Origin of the sequence: Longitalea luteola (assembly GCF_017356035.1) — a bacterium.
In the GTDB taxonomy this organism is placed as follows: Bacteria; Bacteroidota; Bacteroidia; order Chitinophagales; family Chitinophagaceae; genus Niastella; species Niastella luteola.
In genome coordinates this window covers 266,868-292,647 of sequence record NZ_JAFIQX010000007.1, presented here as the reverse complement: position 1 = coordinate 292,647, position 25,780 = coordinate 266,868, and the positions used below count along the sequence as shown (strand labels likewise).

13 protein-coding genes are annotated in these 25,780 nt (G+C 46.1%); 7 read left to right on the top strand and 6 right to left on the bottom strand.

The genetic code is table 11. The annotated features are described in order from the left end of the window. From JUB15_RS18440 to JUB15_RS28625, 4 genes are all read right to left on the bottom strand, one after another. Positions 1 to 3,126: a SusC/RagA family TonB-linked outer membrane protein gene (locus tag JUB15_RS18440; RefSeq protein WP_207513971.1), complete on the bottom strand. Its 3,126-nt coding sequence runs from the start codon at positions 3,124 to 3,126 to the stop codon at positions 1 to 3. A 392-nt stretch (positions 3,127 to 3,518) separates the two neighbouring features. Continuing rightward, positions 3,519 to 4,076 carry a hypothetical protein gene (locus tag JUB15_RS18435; RefSeq protein WP_207513970.1) on the bottom strand — a complete coding sequence of 186 codons (558 nt, stop codon included), beginning with the start codon at positions 4,074 to 4,076 and terminating at the stop codon, positions 3,519 to 3,521. A 321-nt stretch (positions 4,077 to 4,397) separates the two neighbouring features. Continuing rightward, complete coding sequence (locus tag JUB15_RS18430; protein WP_207513969.1) at positions 4,398 to 5,090, bottom strand: hypothetical protein; 693 nt, start codon at positions 5,088 to 5,090, stop codon at positions 4,398 to 4,400. 1,135 nt (positions 5,091 to 6,225) lie between these two features. Beyond that, the gene (locus JUB15_RS28625; RefSeq protein WP_255539650.1) at positions 6,226 to 6,348 is read right to left on the bottom strand and encodes a hypothetical protein; all 123 of its coding nucleotides are present in this window, start codon (positions 6,346 to 6,348) and stop codon (positions 6,226 to 6,228) included. A gap of 121 nt (positions 6,349 to 6,469) precedes the next feature. On the opposite strand from JUB15_RS28625, the gene JUB15_RS18425 reads away from it, so the two are divergent. The 5 genes from JUB15_RS18425 (at position 6,470) to bla (ending at position 19,208) form a co-directional block, all read left to right on the top strand. Next, on the top strand, positions 6,470 to 10,543 hold the full coding sequence (locus tag JUB15_RS18425) for a hybrid sensor histidine kinase/response regulator transcription factor (RefSeq protein WP_207513968.1): 4,074 nt from the start codon (positions 6,470 to 6,472) through the stop codon (positions 10,541 to 10,543). A 316-nt stretch (positions 10,544 to 10,859) separates the two neighbouring features. Next, the gene (locus tag JUB15_RS18420; protein WP_207513967.1) at positions 10,860 to 13,967 is read left to right on the top strand and encodes a SusC/RagA family TonB-linked outer membrane protein; all 3,108 of its coding nucleotides are present in this window, start codon (positions 10,860 to 10,862) and stop codon (positions 13,965 to 13,967) included. A 91-nt stretch (positions 13,968 to 14,058) separates the two neighbouring features. Further along, positions 14,059 to 15,753, top strand: coding sequence for a RagB/SusD family nutrient uptake outer membrane protein (locus JUB15_RS18415; RefSeq protein ID WP_207513966.1), 1,695 nt, complete (start codon positions 14,059 to 14,061; stop codon positions 15,751 to 15,753). A 15-nt stretch (positions 15,754 to 15,768) separates the two neighbouring features. After that, positions 15,769 to 18,192, top strand: coding sequence for a glycoside hydrolase family 2 TIM barrel-domain containing protein (locus tag JUB15_RS18410; protein ID WP_207513965.1), 2,424 nt, complete (start codon positions 15,769 to 15,771; stop codon positions 18,190 to 18,192). A 149-nt stretch (positions 18,193 to 18,341) separates the two neighbouring features. Next, a complete protein-coding gene (gene bla / locus JUB15_RS18405) occupies positions 18,342 to 19,208 on the top strand; it encodes a subclass B3 metallo-beta-lactamase (protein ID WP_439651007.1) in 867 nt (288 codons plus the stop codon). An 87-nt stretch (positions 19,209 to 19,295) separates the two neighbouring features. On the opposite strand, the gene JUB15_RS18400 is transcribed toward bla, so the two are convergent. Both JUB15_RS18400 and JUB15_RS18395 read right to left on the bottom strand, forming a co-directional pair. Beyond that, the gene (locus JUB15_RS18400; protein WP_207513963.1) at positions 19,296 to 19,982 is read right to left on the bottom strand and encodes a hypothetical protein; all 687 of its coding nucleotides are present in this window, start codon (positions 19,980 to 19,982) and stop codon (positions 19,296 to 19,298) included. Between the two features lie 110 nt (positions 19,983 to 20,092). Beyond that, positions 20,093 to 21,562: an RICIN domain-containing protein gene (locus tag JUB15_RS18395; RefSeq protein ID WP_207513962.1), complete on the bottom strand. Its 1,470-nt coding sequence runs from the start codon at positions 21,560 to 21,562 to the stop codon at positions 20,093 to 20,095. A gap of 1,708 nt (positions 21,563 to 23,270) precedes the next feature. On the opposite strand from JUB15_RS18395, the gene JUB15_RS18390 reads away from it, so the two are divergent. Then, entirely contained in the window at positions 23,271 to 24,353 is a 1,083-nt protein-coding gene (locus JUB15_RS18390) for a glycoside hydrolase family 43 protein (protein ID WP_207513961.1), read from the top strand. Between the two features lie 236 nt (positions 24,354 to 24,589). Continuing rightward, the gene (locus tag JUB15_RS18385; protein ID WP_207513960.1) at positions 24,590 to 25,573 is read left to right on the top strand and encodes a GlxA family transcriptional regulator; all 984 of its coding nucleotides are present in this window, start codon (positions 24,590 to 24,592) and stop codon (positions 25,571 to 25,573) included. Positions 25,574 to 25,780: the final 207 nt, after the last annotated feature.

Sequence of the window (25,780 nt, the reverse complement as noted above, 5' to 3'; positions counted from 1 at the left end):
CTAAAAAGTAACCCTTGCACCAAAATTATAAGCCTTGATATTCGGATAAAATCCGCCCCGTGTAACAGTGGTAGAACTGGTTCCTGTATCATTCAATTCAGGATCCCAATATTTCCACTTGGAAAGGGTGATCAGGTTGGTGCCGTTTAAAAAGAACCGGATGTTCTTAACCTTGTGTTTGCGTAAGATGCCAGCAGGTAAAGTGTAACCTAACTCGGCACTTTTCAACCGGATAAAATCAGCCGGATGCAACCACCAGTCGCTCACCAGAAAATTTGAAGTAGGATCCTGGTTAGTGCTCAACCGAGGATAAAATGGATGCGGATTGGTATTATCGGGCGTCCACCGGTCGATAACTGCTGCATAGAGGTTTGGACTATTTGCGCCATTGTTGAAAGGCAATGTACCATCACCGCTGCCATACAACAGGGACACCTTGCCGGTTCCCTGAATGAAAGCGCCGATATCGAACCCTTTATAACCAAAGGCGATATTAAGGCCATACATCATTTTCGGGGTACCCGAAACATTCACGCGGGCAATATCAAAATTGTTGATAGCGCCATCACCGTTCATATCTTCATACTTGATGTCACCCACTCTTGGATTACCGGGCTGTTTTGCCCATTTATCAATTTCCTCCTGGCTTTCGAACAGACCAACGGCATGGTATAATGTTTTTGCATCCACTTCTTTCCCTTTCCATTCCATCCAGGGATAAGGTTGTGGCGCCAGTCCATCCTGCAGGTTGGTGTTCTTGTTATAAGTAAAGGTTCCCGTGAAAGTAAGCCAGGTAGATTTTGCAAATGATCTGTTATAGGAAAGCGTTATATCAACGCCTTTGTTCAGCACAACACCAATATTGCGAATCGGATTTATTTCGTCAAAACCCGAGATGGCAGGTATGGTCTGATCGGTCCGCAAAATGTCTTCTCTTCTCTCCCGGAATACTTCTGCGATCAACTTAAGATCATTATTGAGAAAATTCATTTCCACGCCCAGGTTATGCCGGTACGAGGTTTCCCAACTGGCATCAGTGGCTATTTGCGACAGCGTATACCCCCCGTAGTTTGGCGAAAGGGACGAAGGCGTACCAAACTGGTAAACCCCGGAGGAAGTTTTGGTCAGCATATCGAGGTACAAAAAGCGGTTGTTATTGTAACCTGCGTTCCCCGTGAGACCATAACTGTAGCGCAATTTAAAATAAGACAGCACATCGGTCATTGGCTTGAAGAACGGCTCGCTGGACACGATCCAGCCTACACCAAAAGAAGGGAAAAACCCATAGCGGTTTGCCGGACTGAAGTTCTCAGATCCCGTGTAACCAAAGTTTCCTTCTACAAAATACCGGCTATTAAAGCCATAGGTGGCACGGCCGGTCAAACCACGGTTACGTGTGGGCGTAGCAGTGGTAAAGGTGGTCGCATTACCATCGACAAACTCAGACTGGTTGAACAACAGCAATGCCCCTACTTCATGTTTCCTGCCAAAATTGGCCTGGTAATTCAACGATGCTTCTGAATACATCCGGCGTTCGGTTGACCGGGCCGAAGCATAAGAAAGCTGATCGTTGGTGGTATTTAGCTGCCGGGTAATGAGCTTGCCAGAAGCATCGCGTCCTTCCGCATAATACATACGGGCAGCACGCATCGTCGCCACGGTAGCATCTGTATTTACATCGAAAGAAAACAGTCCGGAGATTGATAACCCTTTTATAAACATGCCCAGATCCTGTTTAACCCGTATGTTCGGCCGAATGGTCGCAGAATACGTATAACCAGAACCAAAACCAAAGGCGAAGCGGGCGGGACTGCTTCGGCCATCCGGTGTACCGGCCCATTGTCCATTGGAATATTTCGCGGGAATTATATGTTGTGGTACACGCAGCGCCTGTTCAAACAGGTTGTTCGCTACATTGGTAACCACCGGATCATAAGGTCCATTGCGTTTATCGACAATAGCTGCAATACCCAGATCGAGCTTTGTGGTTCCGGTCATATTCACGCCTATGTTGGCGGTAAAATTATAACGGCGATAATAAGATTTTGTATCGTAGCTTTCATCGGCGTAAGGTTTTATCAGACCGGTCTCATTGTAGTAACCGCCAGAAATATAGTAATTGGCTTTATCGGCCCCGCCGCTCACATTAAAATTGGCGCGTTGGGTTAGGCCATGATCCCGAAACAATTCTTTGTACCAATTTGTATTTGGGTACAGGTCGGGATCAACACCATCGCGGTGCAGCGCAATTCTTTCTTCTGAATAAAATGGATCGCGGCCCCTTGTTTCCAGGGCTTCATTGTACAATTCCATCCAGGTAGGCGCATCGAGTAGTTTGGGCAGCTGAACAAACTGGGTGACGCCCTGGTTCAATTCTACATTGATCTGCGGTTTACCGGCCACCCCGCGTTTGGTATTAATGAGAATTACGCCATTAGCGCCTCTCGTACCATAAACCGCCGTTGACGTTGCGTCTTTCAATACCGTGAACGTTTGAATGTCTTCCGGATCAATATCATTAAAAGTTCTGTCGGGCACACCATCGATGATGATGAGTGGTGCTCTCGAACCGGTACCAAAAGTAGATACGCCGCGCACGAGCACACTGGCATTATCGGCGCCCGGGCCACCGCCACGTGAAGTCGTAATTATACCGGAAATTCGTCCGGCCAGCATACCGGCGATATCCCTGGCCGGTAGTTTAAGATCTTCAGGCGTTACGGTAGCCTGTGATCCTACAACGCTCACTTTCTTTTGCTGGCCATAACCGATCACGGTTACTTCATTCATACTGCCTGCAATGGGCGTCAATTTTACATTCAGGTCAACCTGGTTTTTTACCGCTAAACGTTCGACGCGGTAGCCGGTGTACGAAAAATCAAGAGAATCCGCCGGGTTTACATTGATCTTGTACATGCCATCCTTGTTGGTGGCCGTTCCAATGGTGGTTTGCATGATCCTGATGGATACGCCAGTCAGGGGTTTATCAAGTTCATCAGTCACCTTTCCGGTAACCGTTAAAATGCGATCCTGGGCTGCGGTACTGGCGGCCAGGAACAGTAACGTTAGCAATGGCAAAAGCAAACACCATGTGCGGGCACGCAATGGCGATTTTTTCAGGGTCATAGCGTTAGTTTTTGGTACTGATAATTATCGGAATGTTGAAAAAGATGAATGGTTGCAGGAATGATGGAAGGGATTCCACCCAGGTTTGGGGGTCGTTTTCATGACAAGCGTTTTTAGTGTTAGCGATCTATTATGTTCTACATAACAAAAATGTAAATAAATTCTGATATTCCAAAAAAATTGTGCCTGATCTTTAAATATCACTCACAAGGTGTTCATTTTGAAAGTAAAAACGCCAAAACCGACAGTCATCGGCGGGAAGATTATGTAGGTCTTATTTTAGCAAGAACGAAGATGAGGCAGGTATGAAACAAAAGCACCCCGTTCTGGCCATGCCCGAACGGGGTGCTTTGTCTATAAACAACTAAAATTTCGAATTACAAGGCAGGCGATTACAGGCCGGCTTCAACGTCGAACTTAATGGTAGCTTTACCCTGCAGCGTAGTGGTGGTAGCGCGGCGGGTGGTACCAGAGAATTTGAAATAATAAACAGATGATCTGAAATAATCTTTCAGATCAACATTAGCATTTACCGGTATATCCAACGAGGTACTGTAGGTCTCAGGATTTGAGGTCAATGCTGCAACTACAGTATACTCCGGTTTGGAGCTGGAAGCCAGTCCCAATTCGCAGGCAGAGAAAGCGCCGAAATGATCATTCTGAGTTGCATTGGTGAAAGTAAGGTTAACGCTTTGGATCTTTGCTTTCTTGATGTTGCCTATGCCCAGGTCAGGGCTTTCAATTTTTATTAGCGAATCAATATTGATCCCATATTGAAAAATGGCCAACTCCTTTGTTCCTGTCTCCTGAGGGGTGATATAAAAGTCGGCAGTTACGGTTTGTGTACCAATGTTAATGGTAATGGCATCCTTGACTTTGTCACAAGAGGGTAAAAGGGTACTCATGGCTAAAACGGCTACTAAACCAAGAGACCTGATCAAAATTTTCATGATACTGATTTTGGGTTAAATTGTGGTTAGTAATAAACGCACAAATATATCCAAATTAGTATGTATGTTATAGTAAAAGGGGTGAATGTCGTGTTTTTGTATGCGGAAGAACGATTATAGCAGGTAAAAAAACTACATAAGCAGCTTGTAGGTTTCAATCTTTTTTATAAAGCGTAAGGCTTAATACGTTGTAATGCGCAAGTAAATGTACGAATGACATGTCAAAAAATACGAAGGTACTTTACAATTGTTCATAAACAGAAAGGGCTGCCGCAGGTATCCATTTGCGGGCAGCCCTTTTATTCGATTTTATTTCAAACATTATTTCGATTCTTTAACTAATGGCAATTTAGCATATTGAACCAACACGGAGTCACCAAATGTCAGCAAGCTGTTCAGATCGCGACTGATAACGCTAATAACAGGAGTACCTGACGCTGTTCTTACGCAGTTTTTGGTTACAACGGCATAAGTTAACAAAGGAGCATAGTAGTTAGGGCCAGAGGTGATCAGGGTGTAAGATTTGCGATAACTGGTGCAACCGCCGGCGGGGCAGGCCAACAATGGGTTCTGATCAGGAACACTGCTCAATAATGAATCGCAATACGTATTTATTGATGGGAACGGAGTAGATGTATACTCGGTTACGGTCATGGTTGAGTCTCCATATCCAGTGATCTGCATGTTTACACCACCCACATTCACCCGGCTGTTTTCGAGGAAGTAAAGGATCTGGTTTGATCCATTAACCGGTACCGAACTTGCGCCAACAATAAATTTGTCTTTTACCTCTGCACTAACATTTCTGTTGATGAAATCCTGGATAAAAGCCGGATCAGTAATGGTTCCTTCACTGGTACGGATCGACAGTTCTTTAATTTCCATGGACGAACCAGGGTAATAAGTTTCAAGGATAGTTTCTCCCGGTTTATTGGTTGTATCTGTATCGTCTTTAGAACATGCATAAAGAAATAAACCAGATACTAACAAAGGGAGCAGGATTTTGTACTTCATCGCGTTTTTTATTATAGTTTTTACAGAATACATGGTTTTATCGTTTGGCGCGCACACACCGGCCTGTACAGCCGCATAGGATGCGTCCATTCCCATTTTTCTTCCGGGCTAAAGCTTCGCTAATTGTAATTAATAAAGGCTGTATGCCTTCTTTTCTCGGCAGTTAGACTAACAAGCATTCATTGTGTTAGTAAAAAGGCATCTCATCGTTCCTGCAACAGAAATGACAAGCGTTTTGCAGATGTAGATTAAATTTCTAGTGGCAATCTGGATTTATTTCCTGCAATCGGAGGGATTATGATTATCAGGGATGGCAAGTATTTATAATTGTCAAAATTACACTAATCGATCAATATAAACAATACCTAAGCGAAATATTTTTATCATAAGATCAGATTTAACGCAGAGACGCTGCATGTAACTGGCATTGTTACCTGCGAAATGTAATCGCTTTAAATGACTGAAACCAGCGCCGCCACTACATTAAATTCGATCAACACAATACAAAACTCCGGCATGGAAATACCCGAGTTCGAGATAATCCGTTTGTACCGGGAATAGAGATTCACAGCTGAACGATTATCATTGTACGAAATAAAATGCAACTTTTAAATAGTGCCATTCCGGGACATCGTCCGGAATGGCACGGAAAAAAAGAGCTATTGTCGATTTTCAGGATCACATTAAATATTTGTGCTATTAATGCATTGACTCTTTGCTACAGGCTAACGTTCGTCTGTTATCTCCCGATCATTCATGAGAGATTAGGGCAGCGTTATCCATCCCCCCCGGACTGGGACCGGTCACTTCAAATGATGGAAAATGATCTTACTGATCAGGGGAGGAATGATTTGATGTAAGAAAGTGGTTGGCTCATTCATAAAGCAATCGTTATGGTTAAGTAGAGAAGTTGTTGTCGGACTCTCAATTTTTACCGCTGGAACCTGTCCGGCAGAAAATGCCGCTCTGGCAATTATTGCAAACCTATTATCTCCCAGCGGGTCGGAGGTCAGGATTTTGGTCTTTTACGTTCAAAATTTGTTCAATTGCTTCCAGGCCCCTGGTATTTGGTGTACAAATTAAAAACAAAAGCCTCCCGAGGTACCGGGAGGCCTGTTAACAGTTAAAATAACAATTATTTGCTTTTCGCTTTACTGTTTGATTTTTTAGCTGTCTTTTTACGTTTTTGATAAGCCTGTTCATGCGACTGCTTACTGATACGTTTACTATCAGCTTTCTTCTTGTTAGGATTATCCATAATTTAACGTTTTAGTTCAATTATAGGTAAAAAAACTATGCCACGCCATAGCTGAAAACGATGCTGATCAATGTTTTTCCCTACTTTTAAGACCTAACGATTTCACAAAGGGGGGATCTAAATGGGTCACAAAGCCATTGGCATATTTACACTATTGCTCCTGCTGGCCATACATTCGCTTGCCGAAAACTACCCGGTCAAATACCTGGGCATTGAACAGGGCCTCAGTAATAATGTCGTTATCACCATTTATCAGGATTATAAAGGTTTTATGTGGTTTGGCACCTATGATGGCCTTAACCGCTATGATGGCTATGGGTTCAGGATCTTCCGGAACGTCATTGGCGACAGCAGTTCCCTTAACAACAATACGATCTATACGATTGAGGGGGATAACGAAAACAATATCTGGGTGGGCGGATTGAAAGGCGCCTGCGTGTTTGATCCGGTATCTTCCCGTTTCTCCCGCTTGCAATACACCCGCTGGAATTTTACCCGCCGGCAATATTTGCAGGATAACATCCATACGATCAAGGCAGCCGCCAATGGCCTCATGCTCATTGGCACCCAGCAAAACGGCTTACTGGTATTTCACAATAAACAGTCGCCGGGCACGCAAATTCCGTTGCAGCACAACAACTCAACTGATGCCAATTATGACGTGACGGCCATAGAACCCGATACTTATAACAATACGGTATGGGTGTTTATTCAACAGGTTGGCCTCTGCCAGTATGATGCTGGCAAACAGCAACTGCGCCTCGTGAACAACTCCATTAAACAGGCGAATTGTTTAAAGGCTGATAAACTGGGAAATTGCTGGTTGGGCAATGAGAATGGTTTGTATAAGTATGACCCGGTGATGCGGCAGTATTCCAAAAGTTATCTCCCCTCCCCGAGCAAGATCGTACACCTGTACTTCGATAAACAGGACGTATTATGGATCGGCTCCGATGGCAATGGCTTACTGCAGTTACCTCCCGGCGCCGCTGCTGCTGCGCCCATTACATCGGCAGCAGGAAAGTCCCTGGTCAACAGCAATGCCGTGTATTCGATCTATGAAGATGCCGACGGCCGCAAATGGATAGGCACACTGCGCGGTGGCGTCAATGTAATTGAACCCAGGACCAGCTCTTTTCAGCATATCACGTATAATCCGCCGGGCAACGACAATCTCGTCAACAACTTCATATTGTCGTTCTGTGAAGATGAAAAGAACAATGTGTGGATCGGAACGGATGGCGCGGGGCTACGTTACTGGGACAGAAAGAAGAACCGGTTCACCCAATACACCAGTAACGCCAATAACAAAAATGCCATCAGCAGCAATTTTATCACCAGCATTGTAAAGGATCATCACAATGAAATCTGGATATCTACCTGGCTGGGAGCCATCAACCGCTTCAACCGCTTTACCGGTTCATTCACCCGCTACGATTGTTACAACCCGTTCACCCGCGAAAAGGAGAACAATGTATGGCTGCTGTACCAGGATGCGCAAAACAGGTTATGGGCCAGCGCTACCAATGAAGGCAGTTTATACCTGTTTAACAGGGAAAGCGACCGGTTTGAATTGTTTGACAATAATATCAAAAACCTTCAATGCCTGGCCGAAGACCGGCAGGGCGGTTTCTGGGGCGGCAATTACGCCACCCTGTATTACATAGACCGCGACCATAAAAAACACCAGCCATTCAACATCGGTTACACGCTGCGCTGCTTGCTGGAAGATCGCCACCATAATTTCTGGATTGGCACCCAGGAAGGCGGCCTCTTGTTGTTCGACCGTAAGACCGGCCGGTTCAAACGGTTTACCACCACTGATGGATTACCAGGAAATACCATCCTCCGCATACTGGAAGACAAAACAGGCAACTTATGGCTTAGCACCTACAATGGTTTATGCCGGTTCAATCCGGTAACGAAGACCAGCCGTAATTTTTCGCAGTCCGACGGTTTACAAAGCAATCAGTTCAGCTTTAATGCGGCACTGGCATTATCATCGGGTGAATTCCTGTTTGGCGGCATCAAAGGGTTCAATGTTTTCTACCCCGACAGTGTGCAGGAGGAAAGAGAAGAAGCTGCCATTTTCTTAACCGGCCTTAAAATAAACAATACCATTACCGAAGGGAATGACCGATACGTGACAGCAAGGACCGGCGACAATATTGACCAGATCACCATTCCTTATGACCGGGCGGTTTTGTCGCTTGATTACCTGGCGCTGAATTACGCCGGGGCCGACAAGACCAATTACGCTTATTTCTTACAGGGCTGGGATAAAGACTGGAATTATGTGAACCACATCAGAACGGCCAACTATTCCCGGCTGCAGGAAGGAAAATACGGGTTCAAAGTGAAGGTCAAGAGATCCGACGGCAGCTGGGGCCAGGAAAGGCAATTGCTCCAGATCATAGTCTTGCCGCCCTGGTACCGCACTCTATGGGCATATATATTATATGGTGTTTGTTTTGCGGGCGCTATTTATATTTATATCCGCTATACCAGAACACAGGAACGGTTAAAATATGAGATCAGGCTTGCCCACATGGAAAATGAAAAGGACAAAGAGCTGATGGAAAAAAAGTTGACGTTTTTCACCAATATTTCCCACGAATTCAGAACACCACTTTCCTTGATTATAAACCCGGTCAGGGAAGCTTTACATGCTCAACCACGCAATGAGCTGAAGATCGCTTACCGCAATGCCCGCCGCCTGTTGAGCCTGGTTGACCAATTATTGTTATTCCGCAAAGCCGATAACGGGTCAGATACCTGCACTATCTCTTCCATCGACATCATTCAATTGTGCGATGAAGTGTACCAGTGTTTTGTGCACCAGGCCAAAACCAGGAACATCGATTACCGGTTTACGACCACTACGCCGTCGCTGACAATCCACGCCGATTACGAAAAAATCGAGATCGCCCTCTTCAACCTGCTTTCCAATGCCTTTAAGTTCACGCCCGAATACGGGTCCATCCTTTTTAGTGTACAAGAAACAAATAATACGGTGCTTTTGTCTGTCCGGGACACAGGCTGCGGCATTTCGACGGCCGACAGTCAGCGCATTTTCGATAAATTCCAGCAGGCAGGCCATGGCAAACGCCAGTCAGGTTTTGGCATCGGCCTGTTCCTCGTTAAACAATACATTGAATCGCACAAAGGAACCGTTATCTGCCAGAGCGTGTTGAACGAAGGCACCACTTTTACCATTACCTTATTCAAAGGTGCAGCCCACCTTCCGGCCAACTACGAATATGTTACCGCTGACCGCCATGAACAAAACGAACTACTGCAGGAACTGGCCGCGGGAGCAGACCAGCAACCCGAAGAAATACCGGAAGCACCTCCTGCCAAACAGGAGGGCAAACAGGCCGAGGAAGTAGTTACGGGAAAGAAGTCGATCCTGTTGATCGACGACAACCGCGAGATCACCCAATACCTGCAACAGATCTTCGGCAACCAATACCTGGTGTATGCTGCCGACAATGGCGAAGACGGCTACAAACTGGCCTTGCAGCACATTCCCGATCTCGTCATCAGTGACATCAATATGCAGGGTATGGATGGACTGGAGCTTTGTGCAAAACTTAAGCAGAGCGACATCCTGGGCCATATCCCTGTTATCCTGTTAACGGCGGCTACCGCCACTGATATAAAATTGAAAGGAATTGAAGGCGGAGCCGATGATTACATCACCAAACCTTTCGATCAAACCCTGCTTCAGGCAAAGGTGGAAACTATTTTGCGCAACCGGAATCTGCTTCAGCGGTTCTTTTTTGACAGCATCACTTTGCGGGAAACTACGGCCAGGGTTCCTGCCGAGTACCAGGACTTCCTGCGGAAATGTATAGCCGTGATTGAAGAAAATGTCGACACAGAGGATTTTACCATTAAAAAATTCTCGAAGGCCATGGGGATGAGCCATTCCGCCCTATATAATAAGGTCAAAAGTATTTCCGGGCAGTCGTTGAACGCTTTTATCAGATCCATCCGCTTACGACGGGCAGCGGTATTGTTATTAACCGAAAATATGAACATCAGGCAGGCCGCCTTCCAGGTCGGCATCAACGATGTACGCTATTTCCGGGAACAGTTCGTGAAGCTATTCCATATGACGCCGTCCGAGTATATTAAAAAGTATCGACACTCTTTTAATAGGGACCACAACGTTATTAAAGCATCTGAATAAAAGTTTCCCATCAAACCTCAGTTCCCTAAATAAGTGTATACCAGTTGCTAATTAGCACATTAGCAAATTACCATATTGGATTTACCCCCCTCATTTTAGCGATTTACCCCCTCTCCAACCCTCACCCGGGGCCTACTTTGCAGAAAGAACAGCAAAAGGCAAAGGCCAAACGCTAAAACGCAAAAAGCGGAACGCGCAATCCGAACACCCGGCGCTATTGAACGATACATGATCAGGCGATAACGTTCTGCCTCGCGCTTTCAGCATAAGCCTGCTTTCTGCGTATTTCGATTTTTTAACCAAACGAGCTTGTTGTATGAGACAATTTCTGCACTTGAGAATGGGGGCGGCCGCTATGCTTTACTACAGGGCCACCCGCCAGCTTCTCCTTCTTGCTTTTCTATTATTAACAGGAAATGCGCTTTTTGCGCAAACAACGGTTCAGGGCCGGGTCACTGCCGGCGATGCGCCAGTACCTGGTGTAACCGTAACAATTAAAGGCACGCAAACGAGTACGATCACAGACGAGGATGGCAGGTTCTCAATGCAGGCGCCGGCAAAAGCCACTCTTGTTTTTACCCATGTCAATTATGCTACCCAGGAAATGGCGGCCAAAAGCGGTAACATGAATATCGCATTGGTGACCTCACAGATCGATATGTCGGAAGTAGTAGTGGTAGGGTATAACACGCAGAAAAAAGCCACCCTGACCGGTTCGGTTTCGGTTGTAAAAGGCAGCGATCTCACGAAAAGTCCGCAGGTGAATGTGTCCAATTCACTGGCCGGACGTTTTTCGGGCGTCATGTTAAATAACCGCAGTGGTGAACCGGGTTACGATGGGTCTTCTATAAGGATCCGCGGCCTGGCCACTATGGGTAACAATGATGTATTGATCGTCGTGGATGGGGTACCCGGACAGATCGGCGGACTCGAAAGATTGAACCCGATGGATATTGATAATATTTCCGTATTGAAAGATGCTTCGGCCGCTATCTATGGAAGCCGTGCTGCCAACGGGGTTATCCTCGTTACTACGAAACGTGGCAAGGCAGGAAAAACTTCGCTTGCGGTAACCTACGATCATGGCTTCTCCTCCCCTACGCGGCTGCCGAAAATGGCTGATGCGCCAACCTATGCAGCCATCGCCAACGAGATCGCCTATTATAATAACCCGGCAGGTGGCTTGAACCAACAATATTCAGCTGCAGACATTCAAAAATTTGCCGATGGTTTAGATCCGTTGAATTATCCCAATACCGACTGGGCAAAGACCACGTTGAAAAGGACAACAGGCCAGGATAACCTGAACCTATCCCTGGCCGGAGGTTCAGAAACGGTGCGTTATTATGTGGGCGCCGGCCTGCTGAGCCAGGATGGTTTGTATAAGAACGGCGCTACCAAATACCATCAATACAGTTTTCGCTCCAACCTCGATGCTACCATTTCAAAAGACTTTAAAGTGAGCCTGTATTTATCGGGACGCCAGGAAGACCGCCAGTTTCCCACTTCTACGGCCGGCAATATTTTCCGCTCTATCTACCGGGCGTATCCCACCAGTCCCGCTTTCTATCCCAATGGTTTGCCTTCGAGTGGTATCGAGGGAAATAACCCCGCTATGATGGCAACAGGCATTGGTGGATTGAACAAAAATCCAGGCTCGGTATTCAATGGGATCCTGAAAGGCAATTACAATATTGCTGGGCTGAAAGGCGTGTCCGTGGAAGGGTTCCTGGCGGTAGACAAATCATGGTATTTCTCAAAGACATTCTCCACACCCTACCTGTTGTATTCTTACGACAAAAACGCCAATACCTACAATTCCAGGATCGTAGGCGGTTCAAACAACGCGGCCTCCCTGACCGAAGGCCAGGAAAATTATACCCAGCTCACCTCGCACCTTAGGTTGAATTACGTGAGGAGCTTTGGCAAACACAACCTGAACTCATTTGTGGCTTATGAACAAAGTGAATTGCGGCGGGAGACCTTTGGGGCTACCCGTTTAAACTTTCCAACTACGCAAACACCGGAATTATCACAGGGAGGAACAGCTGCCACCGACCGCGATAACTCTGGCAGCAGCTATCATTTTACCCGTAAAAGTTATTTGGGAAAGATCTCTTACAACTACGATGAAAAATACCTGTTCGATGTGCAAATGCGTATTGACGGGTCAACGATATTTCCGCCAGATAAACGATTCGGCTACTTTCCCTCTTTTTCTGCAGGCTGGCGCCTGTCGAGGGAATCGTTCCTGCAGGACGTTTCTTTTATAAACGATCTGAAACTGCGGGCCTCCTATGGTACCCTCGGAAATGATAATATAAATCCGTTCCAGTATTTTAATAATTATTCGTTCAACAGCCAGGTGGTATTGGGTTCGTCGATTGTGCCCGGCATAGACCTTACCAAACTGGCCAACAGGCAGGTTCATTGGGAAGTAGCGCGTAAAACAGACGTCGGGCTCGAAGCTGTGCTCTTCAACGATGTCTTTTTTGAGTTCATCTGGTTCCGCCAGCAACGAAGTAACATTCTTACTACCCGCAATGCCTCTATTCCTGCGGTGACGGGCATCGTAAATGCGTTTGGTTCCGACCCATTAGTGCCTTCAGAAAATATTGGTAAGGTAAACAGCAACGGAATGGAAGCGACCCTTGGTTATTACAATCGTAAAGGAAAGTTCCATTACGGCGCCAGTGGTAATATCACTTTTGCCAAAAGCAAGATCGTGTTCATGGATGAAGCGGCAGCCGTGTTGGGTCATCAAAAACAAACAGGACGTCCTTTAGGCACACAACTCCTGTATAATTCGCTTGGCATCTTCCGTACCACCGAAGAGATCGCCAAATATCCGCACCTGAGCGGCGCACAGCCCGGCGATCTTATACTGCAGGATTATAACAATGATGGACACATCACCGCCGATGACCAGGTAAGGACCAAATACGGCAATATTCCCGAGATCACTTATGGCGCCGTGTTGTTTGCCGATTACAAAGCCTTTGATATTTCTGTCGTTTTTGCCGGACAGGCCCATGTAAGCCAGTTTGTATTACCTGAGGCTGGTACCGTTGGCAATTTTTACAGCAGCTGGGCCGATAACCGCTGGAGCCCCAATAATCCGAATGGTTCCTATCCCCGCGTTGATACCAGAACTTCCGCCTCGGTGAATGGCGGCCGCTATCCAAGCACGTTCTGGCTGAACAACGCGGCGTTCCTTCGCCTGAAAAACATCCAGTTGGGTTACAATGTAAACAGTTCCCTGTTGACAAAAATGAAGCTGCAGTCACTCCGCTTATATGTAAGCGCTTTCAATTTATTCACCATAACCAAAGTGAAAGACTATGATCCTGAAGGCGACAATTACAGCGGCCAGTTCTATCCCCAGCAACGGATCGTAAACATAGGACTCGGATTGAGATTTTAAAATTTCTATCGCCAGTTGGAGGCACCTCCGGGAAAATTTTCGGCATGATCATCAGCCGGACGGCTGGCTCAAAAACAATAAATAATTTCAGATGAAAACTATATTCAAAACTATTCTATATACCGTTGTGCTGGCAACAGGGATCACCTCGTGCAAAAAGAATTTCCTGGATGTTCAGCCAACAGACCGCGTTTCGGAAGATGCGATCCTGGCGGATTCTGCATTGTTTGAAGATTACGTATATGCCCGCTATGTGGGCATCCGCCTGCAGGATAAAGAAGGCGACGGCACCAATCCCGGTTTTGGCCGTGGCTTTGAATACGCCATGTGGAGCTCGCTCACCGACGAATCCATCTACAATAATGATGACAACACCTGGCTGGTGCAAAAAGGCTTGCTGGCGCCCGAGAACACCGGCATCGCCGGCACCATCTGGGGACGCAGCTATCGCGGCATCCGTGATTGCAACTTCGCCATAAATAATATTGAAAAAGTGACGATGAGCAGTCCGCATAAGGACAGGCTCCTGGGCGAATTGAAATTCATCAGGGCATTCCGCTACCATGACCTTATCAGGAATTATGGGGGTGTAATTTTAATGGGCGACAATGTATACAACCTGAGTGATAATTTGCAGGATGAATCGCTGTTCACAAGGGCTTCGCTGAAAGAATCCATCGACTACGCCGTAGCGCAACTCGATGAAGCTGCAGCATTACTGCCATTGAACAACGACGGCAACTGGCTCCTGGGCCGGGCTACCAAAGGCGCTGCCCTTGCGTTAAAATCAAGATTGTTATTATATGCAGCCAGTCCCTTATACGCTGCCGGCACCTGGCAGGCAGCCGCTGCAGCCGCGCAGGCTGTTATCGGTTTGAACAAATACAGTATTTATGACGGCGGATATGGCAACCTGTTCCTTAATGGCGACAATAACGAATCTATCTTCGTGCGCCTGTACACCAAAAATGCCGGCCACACCCATTTGGAGATAGCAAATGGCCCGAACAGTTATGGCGGCTGGGGCGGTAACCTGCCCTTGCAAAACCTGGTCGACGATTACCAGATGGACAATGGCAAAGCGATCACTGATCCCACGTCCGGCTACGATCCCAACAATCCCTATCTTGGCCGCGACAAACGTTTTTATGCAACCGTATTGTACAATGGCGCCAGCTATCGAGGCAGCACCATTGAAACTTTCCTGCCCGGTGGTAAAGACAGTAAGGATGGTCCTGATAACTGGAACACTTCCAAAACGGGCTATTACCTGAAGAAGTACATGAACGATGCTTACCCATTACAAAATCCCTGGGGTAATGCCGGTTTTCAACCCTGGTATTATATCCGCTATGCAGAAGTATTATTGAATTTTGCCGAAGCCGCCAATGAAGCATACGGCGCTGATGTAGTACCTTCCGGTTCCACCCTGTCGGCCCGCACGGCTGTTAACCTCGTGCGGCAAAGAACAGGCATCGATATGCCGGCTTTACCAACCGGGATGTCGCAAGCGCAAATGCGTGAGGCTGTCCGTTATGAACGGCGGGTGGAACTGGCCTTTGAAGAACACCGATTCTATGACGTCAGAAGATGGAAGATTGCTGAGCTTACAGAGAACAAACCGGCCAACGGGATTACGATCACGAAAAATGGCAACACATTAACGTATGCGACCAAAGTGGCCCTGGATGGCCGTAAATTCGAAACCAAACATTACTGGCTGCCAATACCCCGCGCAGAGATCCAGGCCAGCAATAATAAGATCCAACAAAACAGCGGATACTAATCAAAATTCGACGATATGAAATGCAATTATAATTCTTTTTTGTTGTTGATGCTCCTGATGCCGGTATTATTACCGGCTCAGGGCGTCAGACAGCAGGTATTATTCAACACAGACTGGAAATTTCAAAAAGGCGATGTAACCGGGGCTGAAAAATCGGCGTTTAATGATGCGGGATGGAGACCAGTGCAGTTGCCGCACGACTGGAGTATTGAAGGGCCATTTAGCAGGGAATGGGCCAGCGGCACCGGTTATTTACCCGGTGGTATTGGCTGGTACCGAAAAACCTTTACAGTACCGCCGCAAATGACCGGTAAACAGCTTTACATTTATTTCGATGGCGTATACAAGAACAGCGAGGTATGGATCAACGGGCATTACCTGGGTAAACGGCCGAACGGCTTTATTCCTTTTCAATATTCACTTACAAAGTATATTCAACCCGGGGCAAAAAACACTATAGCGGTAAAAGTAGATCACAGCAGGTTTGCCGATTCTAGATGGTATACCGGCTCGGGTATCTATCGCAATGTTTATCTCATTGCAACCAACCCGGTGCACATTGACCAATGGGGTGTGGCATTCAGCACACCGCTTGTTTCAGCAGCAAAAGCGAATGCAAAGGTAATCGTGGCAGTCACCAACAACACAAATGCCAGCAAAGCGGTGACGGTGTTATGTACCCTGAGCGACAAAAACGGCAAACCCGTTGCCACTGCGCAACAGCAAATAACGGCTGGCAATAATGCGACAACAGCGGCAGATTGTGCATTTTCCATACCCCGTCCGGTATTATGGTCAATTGAGAACCCTTATTTATACACGTTAAAAGTGACCCTTTCAACGAACGGACAAAAAACCGATGAATGGACAGACAAAGTAGGTATTCGAGCTATTCGATACGATGCCAACAATGGTTTTTTTCTGAATGAGGTCAATACTAAATTACTGGGTGTATGCATCCATGATGATGCCGGCGTGCTGGGCGTGGCGGTGCCGCAGGAAGTATGGATCAGAAGATTGCGGACGCTCAAAGCCGCCGGCTGCAATTCGATCAGGCTGAGCCATAATCCGCATGCGGATTATATATACCGGCTCTGCGATGAAATGGGTTTTGTGGTGATGGATGAAGCATTCGACGAATGGGAAGTGGGCAAGAACAAATGGATCCAGGGCTGGAACAAAGGAGTACCCGGCAAGGACGGCTACCATGCTGATTTTGCCCAATGGGCCGACCAGGACCTGCGCGATATGATCTTGCGCAACCGCAACCGTCCGTCGATCATTATGTGGAGCATCGGTAATGAGATAGATTATCCCAATGATCCGTACACGCATGAAATATTAAACTCCGGAAACAATCCGCAGATCTATGGCAGAGGCTATGACCCCACGCATCCACCAGCTGCCCGGCTGGGCGAGATCTCGCAACACCTGGTACATGTAGCGAAACAATATGATACCACCCGGCCCATTACGGCCGCACTTGCAGGCGTTGTGATGTCGAACACGACCAGCTATCCGGGCAACCTGGATATTGTAGGCTATAACTACCAGGAATACCGTTTTGCTGAAGACCATAAAAATTATCCTGATCGCGTCATTTACGACAGCGAGAATGGCATGCGGCTGAGTGCCTGGAATGCAGTTGAAAACAACAGTTATGTAGCTGGTCAGTATTTATGGACGGGTGTTGATTATCTCGGGGAAGCAGGCGCCTGGCCTAACCGCAGCAACCAGGCCGGCCTGTTAGACCTCGGCGGGTTTGCCAAGCCTGAATACTTTTTCCGCCAAAGCATCTGGACGAAAAAGCCGATGATCTATATGGGCACTTCGCACATTCCAAAGTCGGAAGACAATGGCATCTGGAGCCACCGGCAGGCAGCGCCAAAGTGGAACGGCACTGATGGCGATTCCATTCGCGTAAACTGTTTTACCAACTGCGAAGAAGCGGAGTTGTTTTTGAATGGTGAGTCATTGGGTAAAAAGACCATGGCCGACGCAAAAAACCGCATCCTGTTCTGGAACACGGTATATCGTCCGGGTGAGTTGATCGTAAAAGGATATAAAAATGGCAAAGAAGTGACACAGTATGCCCTGCATACAACCGGTCCTGCTAAAAGTATAAAGGCAGAGATCTATAAAGATCCCTTGATCGATGAACGGAGCGGCTTACAACAATTAGAAGTTTTTGTTACAGATGAAAAGGGACAAAAAGTGTTCGACGCAGATAACGCCATTTCCGTAAGTGTTACCGGCAAAGCGACCTTGCTGGGGTTGGAGAACAGTGACGCTAATGATGTGGGTGACTATAAATCCAGCACCAGGAAAGTAAGACATGGTCAAATGATCGTGTATGTTCAGCCGCCTGCAAAAGGCGGCATGTACGAGGTGAAACTGGAATCGCCGGGATTGGAACCGGTAGTGCTCCGATTTAAATAAGAAGACGGCACGTAAAAAAGGTGGATGGACGGCTCACTGCCTGAAGCAGGTGTGGTATACTGCAAAGTGTGCCACACCTGCTTTGGTTTATGGTCTGAATTTTGTTTGAAATGTCGCAACTTTACAAGCTGTTAAACGCTAATCAAATGATAAGAAAAGTTGTAATATCTCTGTTCGTATTAATGATCATCCATTCATCGATCCTTGCACAAAAATTAAGGCCATTACCTATCAATGATACCACCTGGAACAAACCAACGGAGCCATTCCGCATCGCAGGGAACCTGTATTATGTTGGCACCTATGACCTGGCCTGTTACCTCATCGCTACACCAAAAGGACATATCCTCATCAATACCGGGCTGGCAGAGTCGGTACCCCTGATCAGGAAAAGCATAGAACAATTAGGGTTTTCATTTTCAGATATAAAAATACTACTTACCACGCAGGCGCATTTTGATCATGTGGCTGGCATGGCCGACATTAAGAAACAAATTAAAGCCAAAATGTGGGTAGATGAAAAAGACGCGAAAGTGCTGGCAGATGGCGGTAATTCCGATTATTATATGGGCGGCAAAGGAATGTTATTTCTGCCCGTAAAAGCAGATAAATTATTGAAGGATCATGATACCATCAGTTTGGGCGGAACGAAACTTGAGTTGTTACATCATCCCGGCCATACGCAGGGTTCGTGCAGTTACCTTGTTACAGTGAATGATGAAAAGAAAAGTTATCGCGTGTTAATTGCCAATATACCAACGATCCTGCCCGGCACCAAAATGACTGGCATGCCCGGTTACCCCGATATCAGCAAGGATTTTGCGTACACTTTCGATGCCATGAAAAAAGTTCAATTTGATCTGTGGGTAGCTTCCCACGCCAGCCAGTTTGATCTGCATAAAAAGCGAAAAAAAGGCGATGGCTATAAACCGGAAATATTTGCCGACCGTGAAGCCTATGATAAAAGCATTGCAGCCCGGGAAGCGGATTATAGTAAAATAAAGGATCAGCCATAACGGAAGCGTTGACCTGGGCACTATCGCATCATCATATTGTCGAATCAGCTCATTGACAGATGGTACGGTGTTCAGCGCGTTTTGCGTTTAGCGTTTAGCATTCAGCAATTCTGTAAGCCGATTGCGGGTGATCGTTTGATTGCCCCAATAGAATGGTTCCTTCGCTTCCAATCTGGCAAGCGAAGCATCAGATTGCCGGGCCAGCCACTGAATAAAATCCTGCTTCGATGCCCATTGTAGAAACGGCTCCCACATAAAACCGTCCATCAGTTCGCCGTAATAATAGACGCCATCCCGGTATTCGAGTCCCGTGCCGCAATAGTCGCGGTGGCCATAACCAATTGAATTATGCAGCAACGCATCGGCTACGGCTGACGCCAGTGCCATTCCATATGTTTCGGTTTGCTGTTCAAGCGATCTCCGGTATGCCTGTTGACGACGCTTTTCATCAGCGCTCTCCTGCTCCTCCTGCTCTTTAGCTTCCTGTTTGATAACAGCTATTGACAATGGTTTGTATTCAAACCGGTCAGTGGAGAGATCTACCTCAACGGTAACGCCGCCGCAACCGGACAGTTGATCTACATACAGGGACAAGAGGTATGGCAACCTGGGGGCGTTTTGCCAGATCAAAACAGGTTTACCATCGCCTCTTGTGCCATTCAACGATACCATTGAGGGCGCCTGATAACGAAGCTGCCCGCGCACACAATGATATTTTTCCAACTGAGCCCGCAATTCCCGGTTAATGTCGCTAACTATCTGTTCCAGGGTCATTGGCTTAAACTTTCCTTAGAAACGTACTCTTCGTCATATTGGTTTATTGTTCTATAACTATTTTTTCCGGCTGTCGCATTTCAATCCTTCGGCCATCGGGCACGCATTAATTATAATTGTACGATCTGCCATTGCTGGTTGCGGCCGCCATTGTAATGCCATTGAATAGCCGATGCACCATTGGCGGTAGAGGCGCCATTTATATCGAGTGACTGGTTACTATTCCGGTTGATGATCTCATAATAGCCAAATCCCATATGTACAATACGCCATTGCTGATTGTTGCCGCCGGTATAATCCCATTGGATGATGCCGGTACCGGCAGTGGTAGAAGCGCCATTTACGTCCAGGGCTTTATTGCTGTTTCGGTTAATGATACTGAAATAGCCATTTCCCAAAGAGGTGATCTTCCATTGCTGGTTGTTTCCGCCCCAGTAATCCCATTGCACAATAGTGCCGCCATTGGCGGTGGAAGATGCGTTTACGTCCAGCGCCTTGTTGCTTTGCCGGCATACGATGCGGTACCAGGCCGAAATGTTAAAACTGCCATTGGGAAAAGCAATTGATGTATTGCCCCAGGCATATTGCAAACGGGATAATCCCGATGCATTATTAGTGGTTAAGGTGGTGCCATTTAAGGTAAGTAAACTGTATGTATCGCCATTGCGCAGGCCCGGCCAGTATATACAGCCCATGGAGCGCGCGAGGATCCCCTGCGTCATTCCCTGGAAATAAGCGATCTCGCGATCGCTGCCTGCAGCCCCGAGATAGTTCTTTCCGTTGGTCATGGGAATACCAAATTCGGTTACAATGGTTCGGTCAGGGTAGGCAATGGATTGGATCGCAGCCACCCAGTCGCCGGTGGTAGTTTTGTTATTATCGAACCACGTATAGTTATGGTACGACAACAGGCAGCTGCTCAAACGGCTGTCGGCCCCTACCACATTTACATTTTGCGCGTATCCCTGGCCGTCAAGTACAATGCGGCCACGCGGAACCGACGGATAGTTATTTAACCAGGTTGCATACAGGTTGTTAAGGTCTGTTGCACTGTACCCATGCGGTTCGTTAAATGGTTCAAAATAAACGCGGCTGTTGGCGCCATACTTATTTACGATCGTTTGCCACATATTCCAGAACTGTGTGGTATTGTCAATCACGCCATCGCGGGAACTGCTGCCTTCCCAATAAGCCAGTATAACATTCATCCCCCGGCTCACAGCGAGGTCAATTGCGCCGGTATAGGCGTTCCACCATGATTGGGAAACAGTAGGCGGATTTACCGGCAACCGCACGGTATTGGCGCCCAGTTGCTGAAAAGCCGTTAAAATGTTGGCAGATTTTGATTGTACGGCAGCATAGTTATCGGTTGAAACCAATCCACTGACAACTACCAGTCCGTCCTTGAAATTATCAGCAGGGTCGGCCCAGTTCACCCCTTTGAAATTGTTGGTAGCATTAACGGTCACCAGGTGCCGGTCGTTTTGCGGCGCTTCCTGCGTTTCGTTCAACGTGGAAGTTTGCATTTTTGTGCAGGCCATGGCCAGCACGAGGCCGAATGAGGTCACAAGTTTTTTCATTGCAATCGTTTTTTTAGATGAAGGTTTAATTGATTGATGCTTAAAATTAACCCCGAAGGAAACCGTGCAGGGGGGAGAAAATCTTATAAGAAGGGGGGGAAATCAAATGTGCTGATTTGCTAATGTGCAAATGGGATAATGAAACATATACTAACGGCGGATCCCTGTAATCCTGGCGTTTGAATTATGGCATGTACCTCCAGGTTATTTATTCCAAATACTGATTACCCAGCGTTCTTGTTGATCCACCAATAACCGGGTTCACCCTGCCTGTTGGCTATTGACAAATAGAAATCATTCATTGCAATCGGTTACATTTTAATTCCAGGCGACAGTTAACTAGCTGCTGCTTCAGTTCCAACACCGCTTTTTGATTAATCTATTATAAATTTTGGTGAAAATAGTATCATCTCATCTTCATTCTTAACCGGCAACCGGCAGTTCTGCATGGCATCCGCCAAAACCCAAATTGTTCCTATGCAAACATCTGATAAATATGGAGTTAGTTTCTTTCTGGAAGTCTTAATAACAATCGCCGGAAGTTAATTTATTAAACACCGAAATGTAATGCCTGTGCGCTCGCAGTGCATGCCAGCTCAAAAGACGCGGTTGATCGAATCTAACTTTTTAAGGACTGTTCATGAACAACTTTTAAAGCACCTTCCCTGTTGCTGTTTTTGAAATAAACGAATTGTAGATTGTAATCGGTTACATTTCTGCAAAAAAGCGCTACATTCGTTCTCTGAAACCATTTATGATTACTACGATTGAAAACTTATCAAGTTAACTGCTGTATGAAACCTGCTGCTATTTTTTTCATTATAAAAGCAATACGTTGGCCTTTTTCCAAGCCATTTTCGCCAGTTTATATTCCTGTACCTGCTGCCCCCAACATAAGCGTGCCCTGGTCAATTGCCATACCCTCCGGTTGTGTTCTTCCGTTACCATTGAACCGGTAATTTTTTTTGCAACGCCATAAAATGATAGTGGTCATACCCGATCTGCGTTTCCTTATTTGGTTCTTGTAACTTGTAACCTGGGTTTTATTATTTGGATCTTGCAATTTGTGATTTGGATTTTATCATTGGGATCTTGCGATTTGAGGTTTGGGTTTTATTATTTGGAACTTGCGATTTGTGATTTGGGTTTTATTATTTGGATCTTGCGATTTGAGGTTTGGGGTTTATTATTTGGAACTTGCAATTTGTGATTTGGGTTTTATTATTTGGAACTTGCAATTTGTGATTTGGGTTTTATTATTTGGATCTTGCGATTTGTGATTTAGGTTTTATTATTTGGAACTTGCAATTTGTGATTTGGATTTTATTATTTGGATCTTGCGATTTGTGATTTGGGTTTTATTATTTGGAACTTGCAATTTGTGATTTGGATTTTATTATTTGGATCTTGCGATTTGTGATTTGGATTTTATTATTTGGATCTTTCGATTTGTGATTTGGATTTTATTATTTGGATCTTGCGATTTGTGGTTTGGGTTTTATTATTTGGATCTTGCGATTTGTGATTTGGGTTTTATTATTTGGATCTTGCGATTTGTGATTTGGATTTTATTATTTGGATCTTGCGATTTGAGGTTTGGATTTTACTATGAAATATTTATTCATGCAGTTGATGTCAGCCCTGTATTTTCGTTTTATGGACCGGGTAATATGTAAAACCATATAAACAGTACAAACATTAAAAACATATGACAAGAACCGTCTTTTTATTCGCATCCGCACTGGCAGTCTTCTGCAGTTGTAATGATGCAGAAAACACACAGGCGCCAACAACCGATTCAACCAACACTGCAGCCGGAAACAGTAAATATGTATCGCAGCCGCTGGTAACGCATATTTATACGGCCGACCCTTCGGCGCATGTTTTTAACGGGCGCATTTACATTTATCCCTCGCACGATACCGCCACCGGCACGCCGGAAAACGACAATGGCGACCATTTTAACATGATGGATTACCATATCCTTTCCATGGATTCAGTGGGTGGAAAAGTGACCGATCATGGAGTTGCCCTGCATGTGAAGGACATTCCCTGGGCCGGCCGCCAGTTATGGGCGCCCGATGCCGCTTTTGCCAACGGCACTTACTACCTCTATTTTCCATTGAAAGATAAAAAAGATGTGTTTAAGATCGGGGTAGCTACTGCCAAAACGCCCGAAGGACCTTTTACGCCTGAAAAAGAGCCGATCAAAGGCAGCTACAGCATAGACCCCTGTGTGTTTAAAGACGACGATGGTTCGTTCTATATGTATTTTGGCGGGATCTGGGGTGGACAATTACAACGCTGGAATAAGAACAAATACGACAGCGCCGCCAAATTAAAACAAGGCGATGAACTGGCCATATTACCAAGAGTAGCCAAACTGGGTGCAGATATGAAAAGTTTTGCCGAACCCGTGAAAGAAATAAAGATCCTCGACAGCGCCGGCAACCTGTTTAAAGAAAAGAACAACGACAAACGCTTTTTTGAAGCAGCCTGGATGCACAAATACAATGGGAAATATTATTTCTCCTATTCCACCGGTGATACCCATAACATTTGTTATGCAACCGGCGATAGTCCATACGGCCCATTCACTTACCGCGGCGTGTTACTCGCACCGGTAGAAGGCTGGACGAATCACCACAGCATCATTGAGAAAGATGGCAAATGGTATTTGTTCTATCACGACGTGCAGCTTTCGGGCAAAACGCATTTACGCAATGTAAAAGTGGCGCCGCTTACTTATAATGCGGATGGAAGCATACAAACTGTTCATTCGCAAAAATAGTTTACAGTTCAAAGTTTATAGTTCAAAGTTTATAGTTTAAAAGTTCAAGGTTTACAGTTCATAGTTATAAGTAATAGAGGGGTGGCTTTTAGTCACCTCTTTTTTATGAATGCCTTTGCCTGTATAGCCCTCGATTGAGAAAATCAAAACTTAGAACTTTGAAGAGGTGTAAAATAGACAAGTTGCCGGGTTGAATTGGACAAAGTAATCCAGTACCTTTACAACAAACTTATACCATGAAACAGGTCATCATTCTTGTGCCGAGTACGTATGTGAATTTAAGCAGCGTAGCGGGTTGTTACGAGATCCTTACCCGGGCAAACGCCTATTGGCAGCGGTTAGGCAACAAATCGATGATGAATGTTCAGGTAGCCGGTTTTGAACCCGAATTACAACTGGAGCATGGATTGTTTTCAATACATCCGGCGCCGTTGCAGCAAATCAAAAAAGCCGACCTGGTGATCATTCCATCGATAGCCAATGAAAACTTCGACAATCTGCTGGCCGATAATAAAGCAATGATCAACTGGATCAGGGATCAGTATAAGAACGGTGCCGAAATAGCTAGTATCTGTTCCGGTGCATTTCTACTGGCCGCTACCGGCCTGCTCGATGGCAAGACCTGCTCAACACACTGGAATGTTGCATCCGATTTCAGAAGGTTGTTCCCCAATATTGATCTGCACATTGACAAACTCATTGCAGAAGAGCCGGGTATCTATTCCAACGGTGGCGCCTTCTCTTTTTTGAACCTGGTACTTTTCCTCGTAGAGAAATATTTCAACCGGCAAACCGCTATCTTTTGCTCAAAGATCTTTCAGATAGATATAGAAAGAACTTCCCAATCGCCGTTCCTAATTTTTCAGATCCAAAAAAATCATGGCGACGATGTAGTGACGCAGGCACAGACCTTTATTGAGGAGAATATGACCGAGCGGATCTCTTTTGAGGCGCTGGCCAGCAGACTGGCCGTGAGCCGAAGGAATTTTGACCGGCGCTTTATTAAAGCTACCGGTAATACACCGGTGGAATATTTGCAGCGCGTTAAAGTAGAAGTCGCCAAACGCGAACTGGAAAACGGCCGCAAAACGGTATTTGAGGTCATGAGCGAAGTGGGGTATTCAGACGACAAAGCATTCAGAGAAGTGTTTAAGCGAATAACGGGGCTATCGCCGTTGGATTACAAGGCCAAATTCAGTAAAGAGGGAAAGCTGGTGTAGGCGTTACACCGGAGCCGGGAACGATTGCGTAAATAAAATCACTACCACCATCACGTAAACGAAAAAAACGCCGTTAACTTTAAGATACAGAAAGGCAGCAGAAAACAATTAACACGTAGCCGGGTACACGCAAAAAGCCTGATGAACTTTCACCTATAGCTGCTCACATTCCCCAGAACAAGTTTAAAAAACCGATTCATTTTTATT

What these genes read in the sequence shown, in the direction of transcription:
- JUB15_RS18440 (WP_207513971.1), bottom strand. Translation starts at nt 3,126, where the DNA reads ATGACCCTGAAAAAATCGCCATTGCGTGCCCGCACATGGTGTTTGCTT.
- JUB15_RS18435 (WP_207513970.1), bottom strand. Translation starts at nt 4,076, where the DNA reads ATGAAAATTTTGATCAGGTCTCTTGGTTTAGTAGCCGTTTTAGCCATG.
- JUB15_RS18430 (WP_207513969.1), bottom strand. Translation starts at nt 5,090, where the DNA reads ATGAAGTACAAAATCCTGCTCCCTTTGTTAGTATCTGGTTTATTTCTT.
- JUB15_RS28625 (WP_255539650.1), bottom strand. Translation starts at nt 6,348, where the DNA reads ATGGATAATCCTAACAAGAAGAAAGCTGATAGTAAACGTATCAGTAAG.
- JUB15_RS18425 (WP_207513968.1), top strand. Translation starts at nt 6,470, where the DNA reads ATGGGTCACAAAGCCATTGGCATATTTACACTATTGCTCCTGCTGGCC.
- JUB15_RS18420 (WP_207513967.1), top strand. Translation starts at nt 10,860, where the DNA reads ATGAGACAATTTCTGCACTTGAGAATGGGGGCGGCCGCTATGCTTTAC.
- JUB15_RS18415 (WP_207513966.1), top strand. Translation starts at nt 14,059, where the DNA reads ATGAAAACTATATTCAAAACTATTCTATATACCGTTGTGCTGGCAACA.
- JUB15_RS18410 (WP_207513965.1), top strand. Translation starts at nt 15,769, where the DNA reads ATGAAATGCAATTATAATTCTTTTTTGTTGTTGATGCTCCTGATGCCG.
- JUB15_RS18400 (WP_207513963.1), bottom strand. Translation starts at nt 19,982, where the DNA reads ATGACCCTGGAACAGATAGTTAGCGACATTAACCGGGAATTGCGGGCT.
- JUB15_RS18395 (WP_207513962.1), bottom strand. Translation starts at nt 21,562, where the DNA reads ATGAAAAAACTTGTGACCTCATTCGGCCTCGTGCTGGCCATGGCCTGC.
- JUB15_RS18390 (WP_207513961.1), top strand. Translation starts at nt 23,271, where the DNA reads ATGACAAGAACCGTCTTTTTATTCGCATCCGCACTGGCAGTCTTCTGC.
- JUB15_RS18385 (WP_207513960.1), top strand. Translation starts at nt 24,590, where the DNA reads ATGAAACAGGTCATCATTCTTGTGCCGAGTACGTATGTGAATTTAAGC.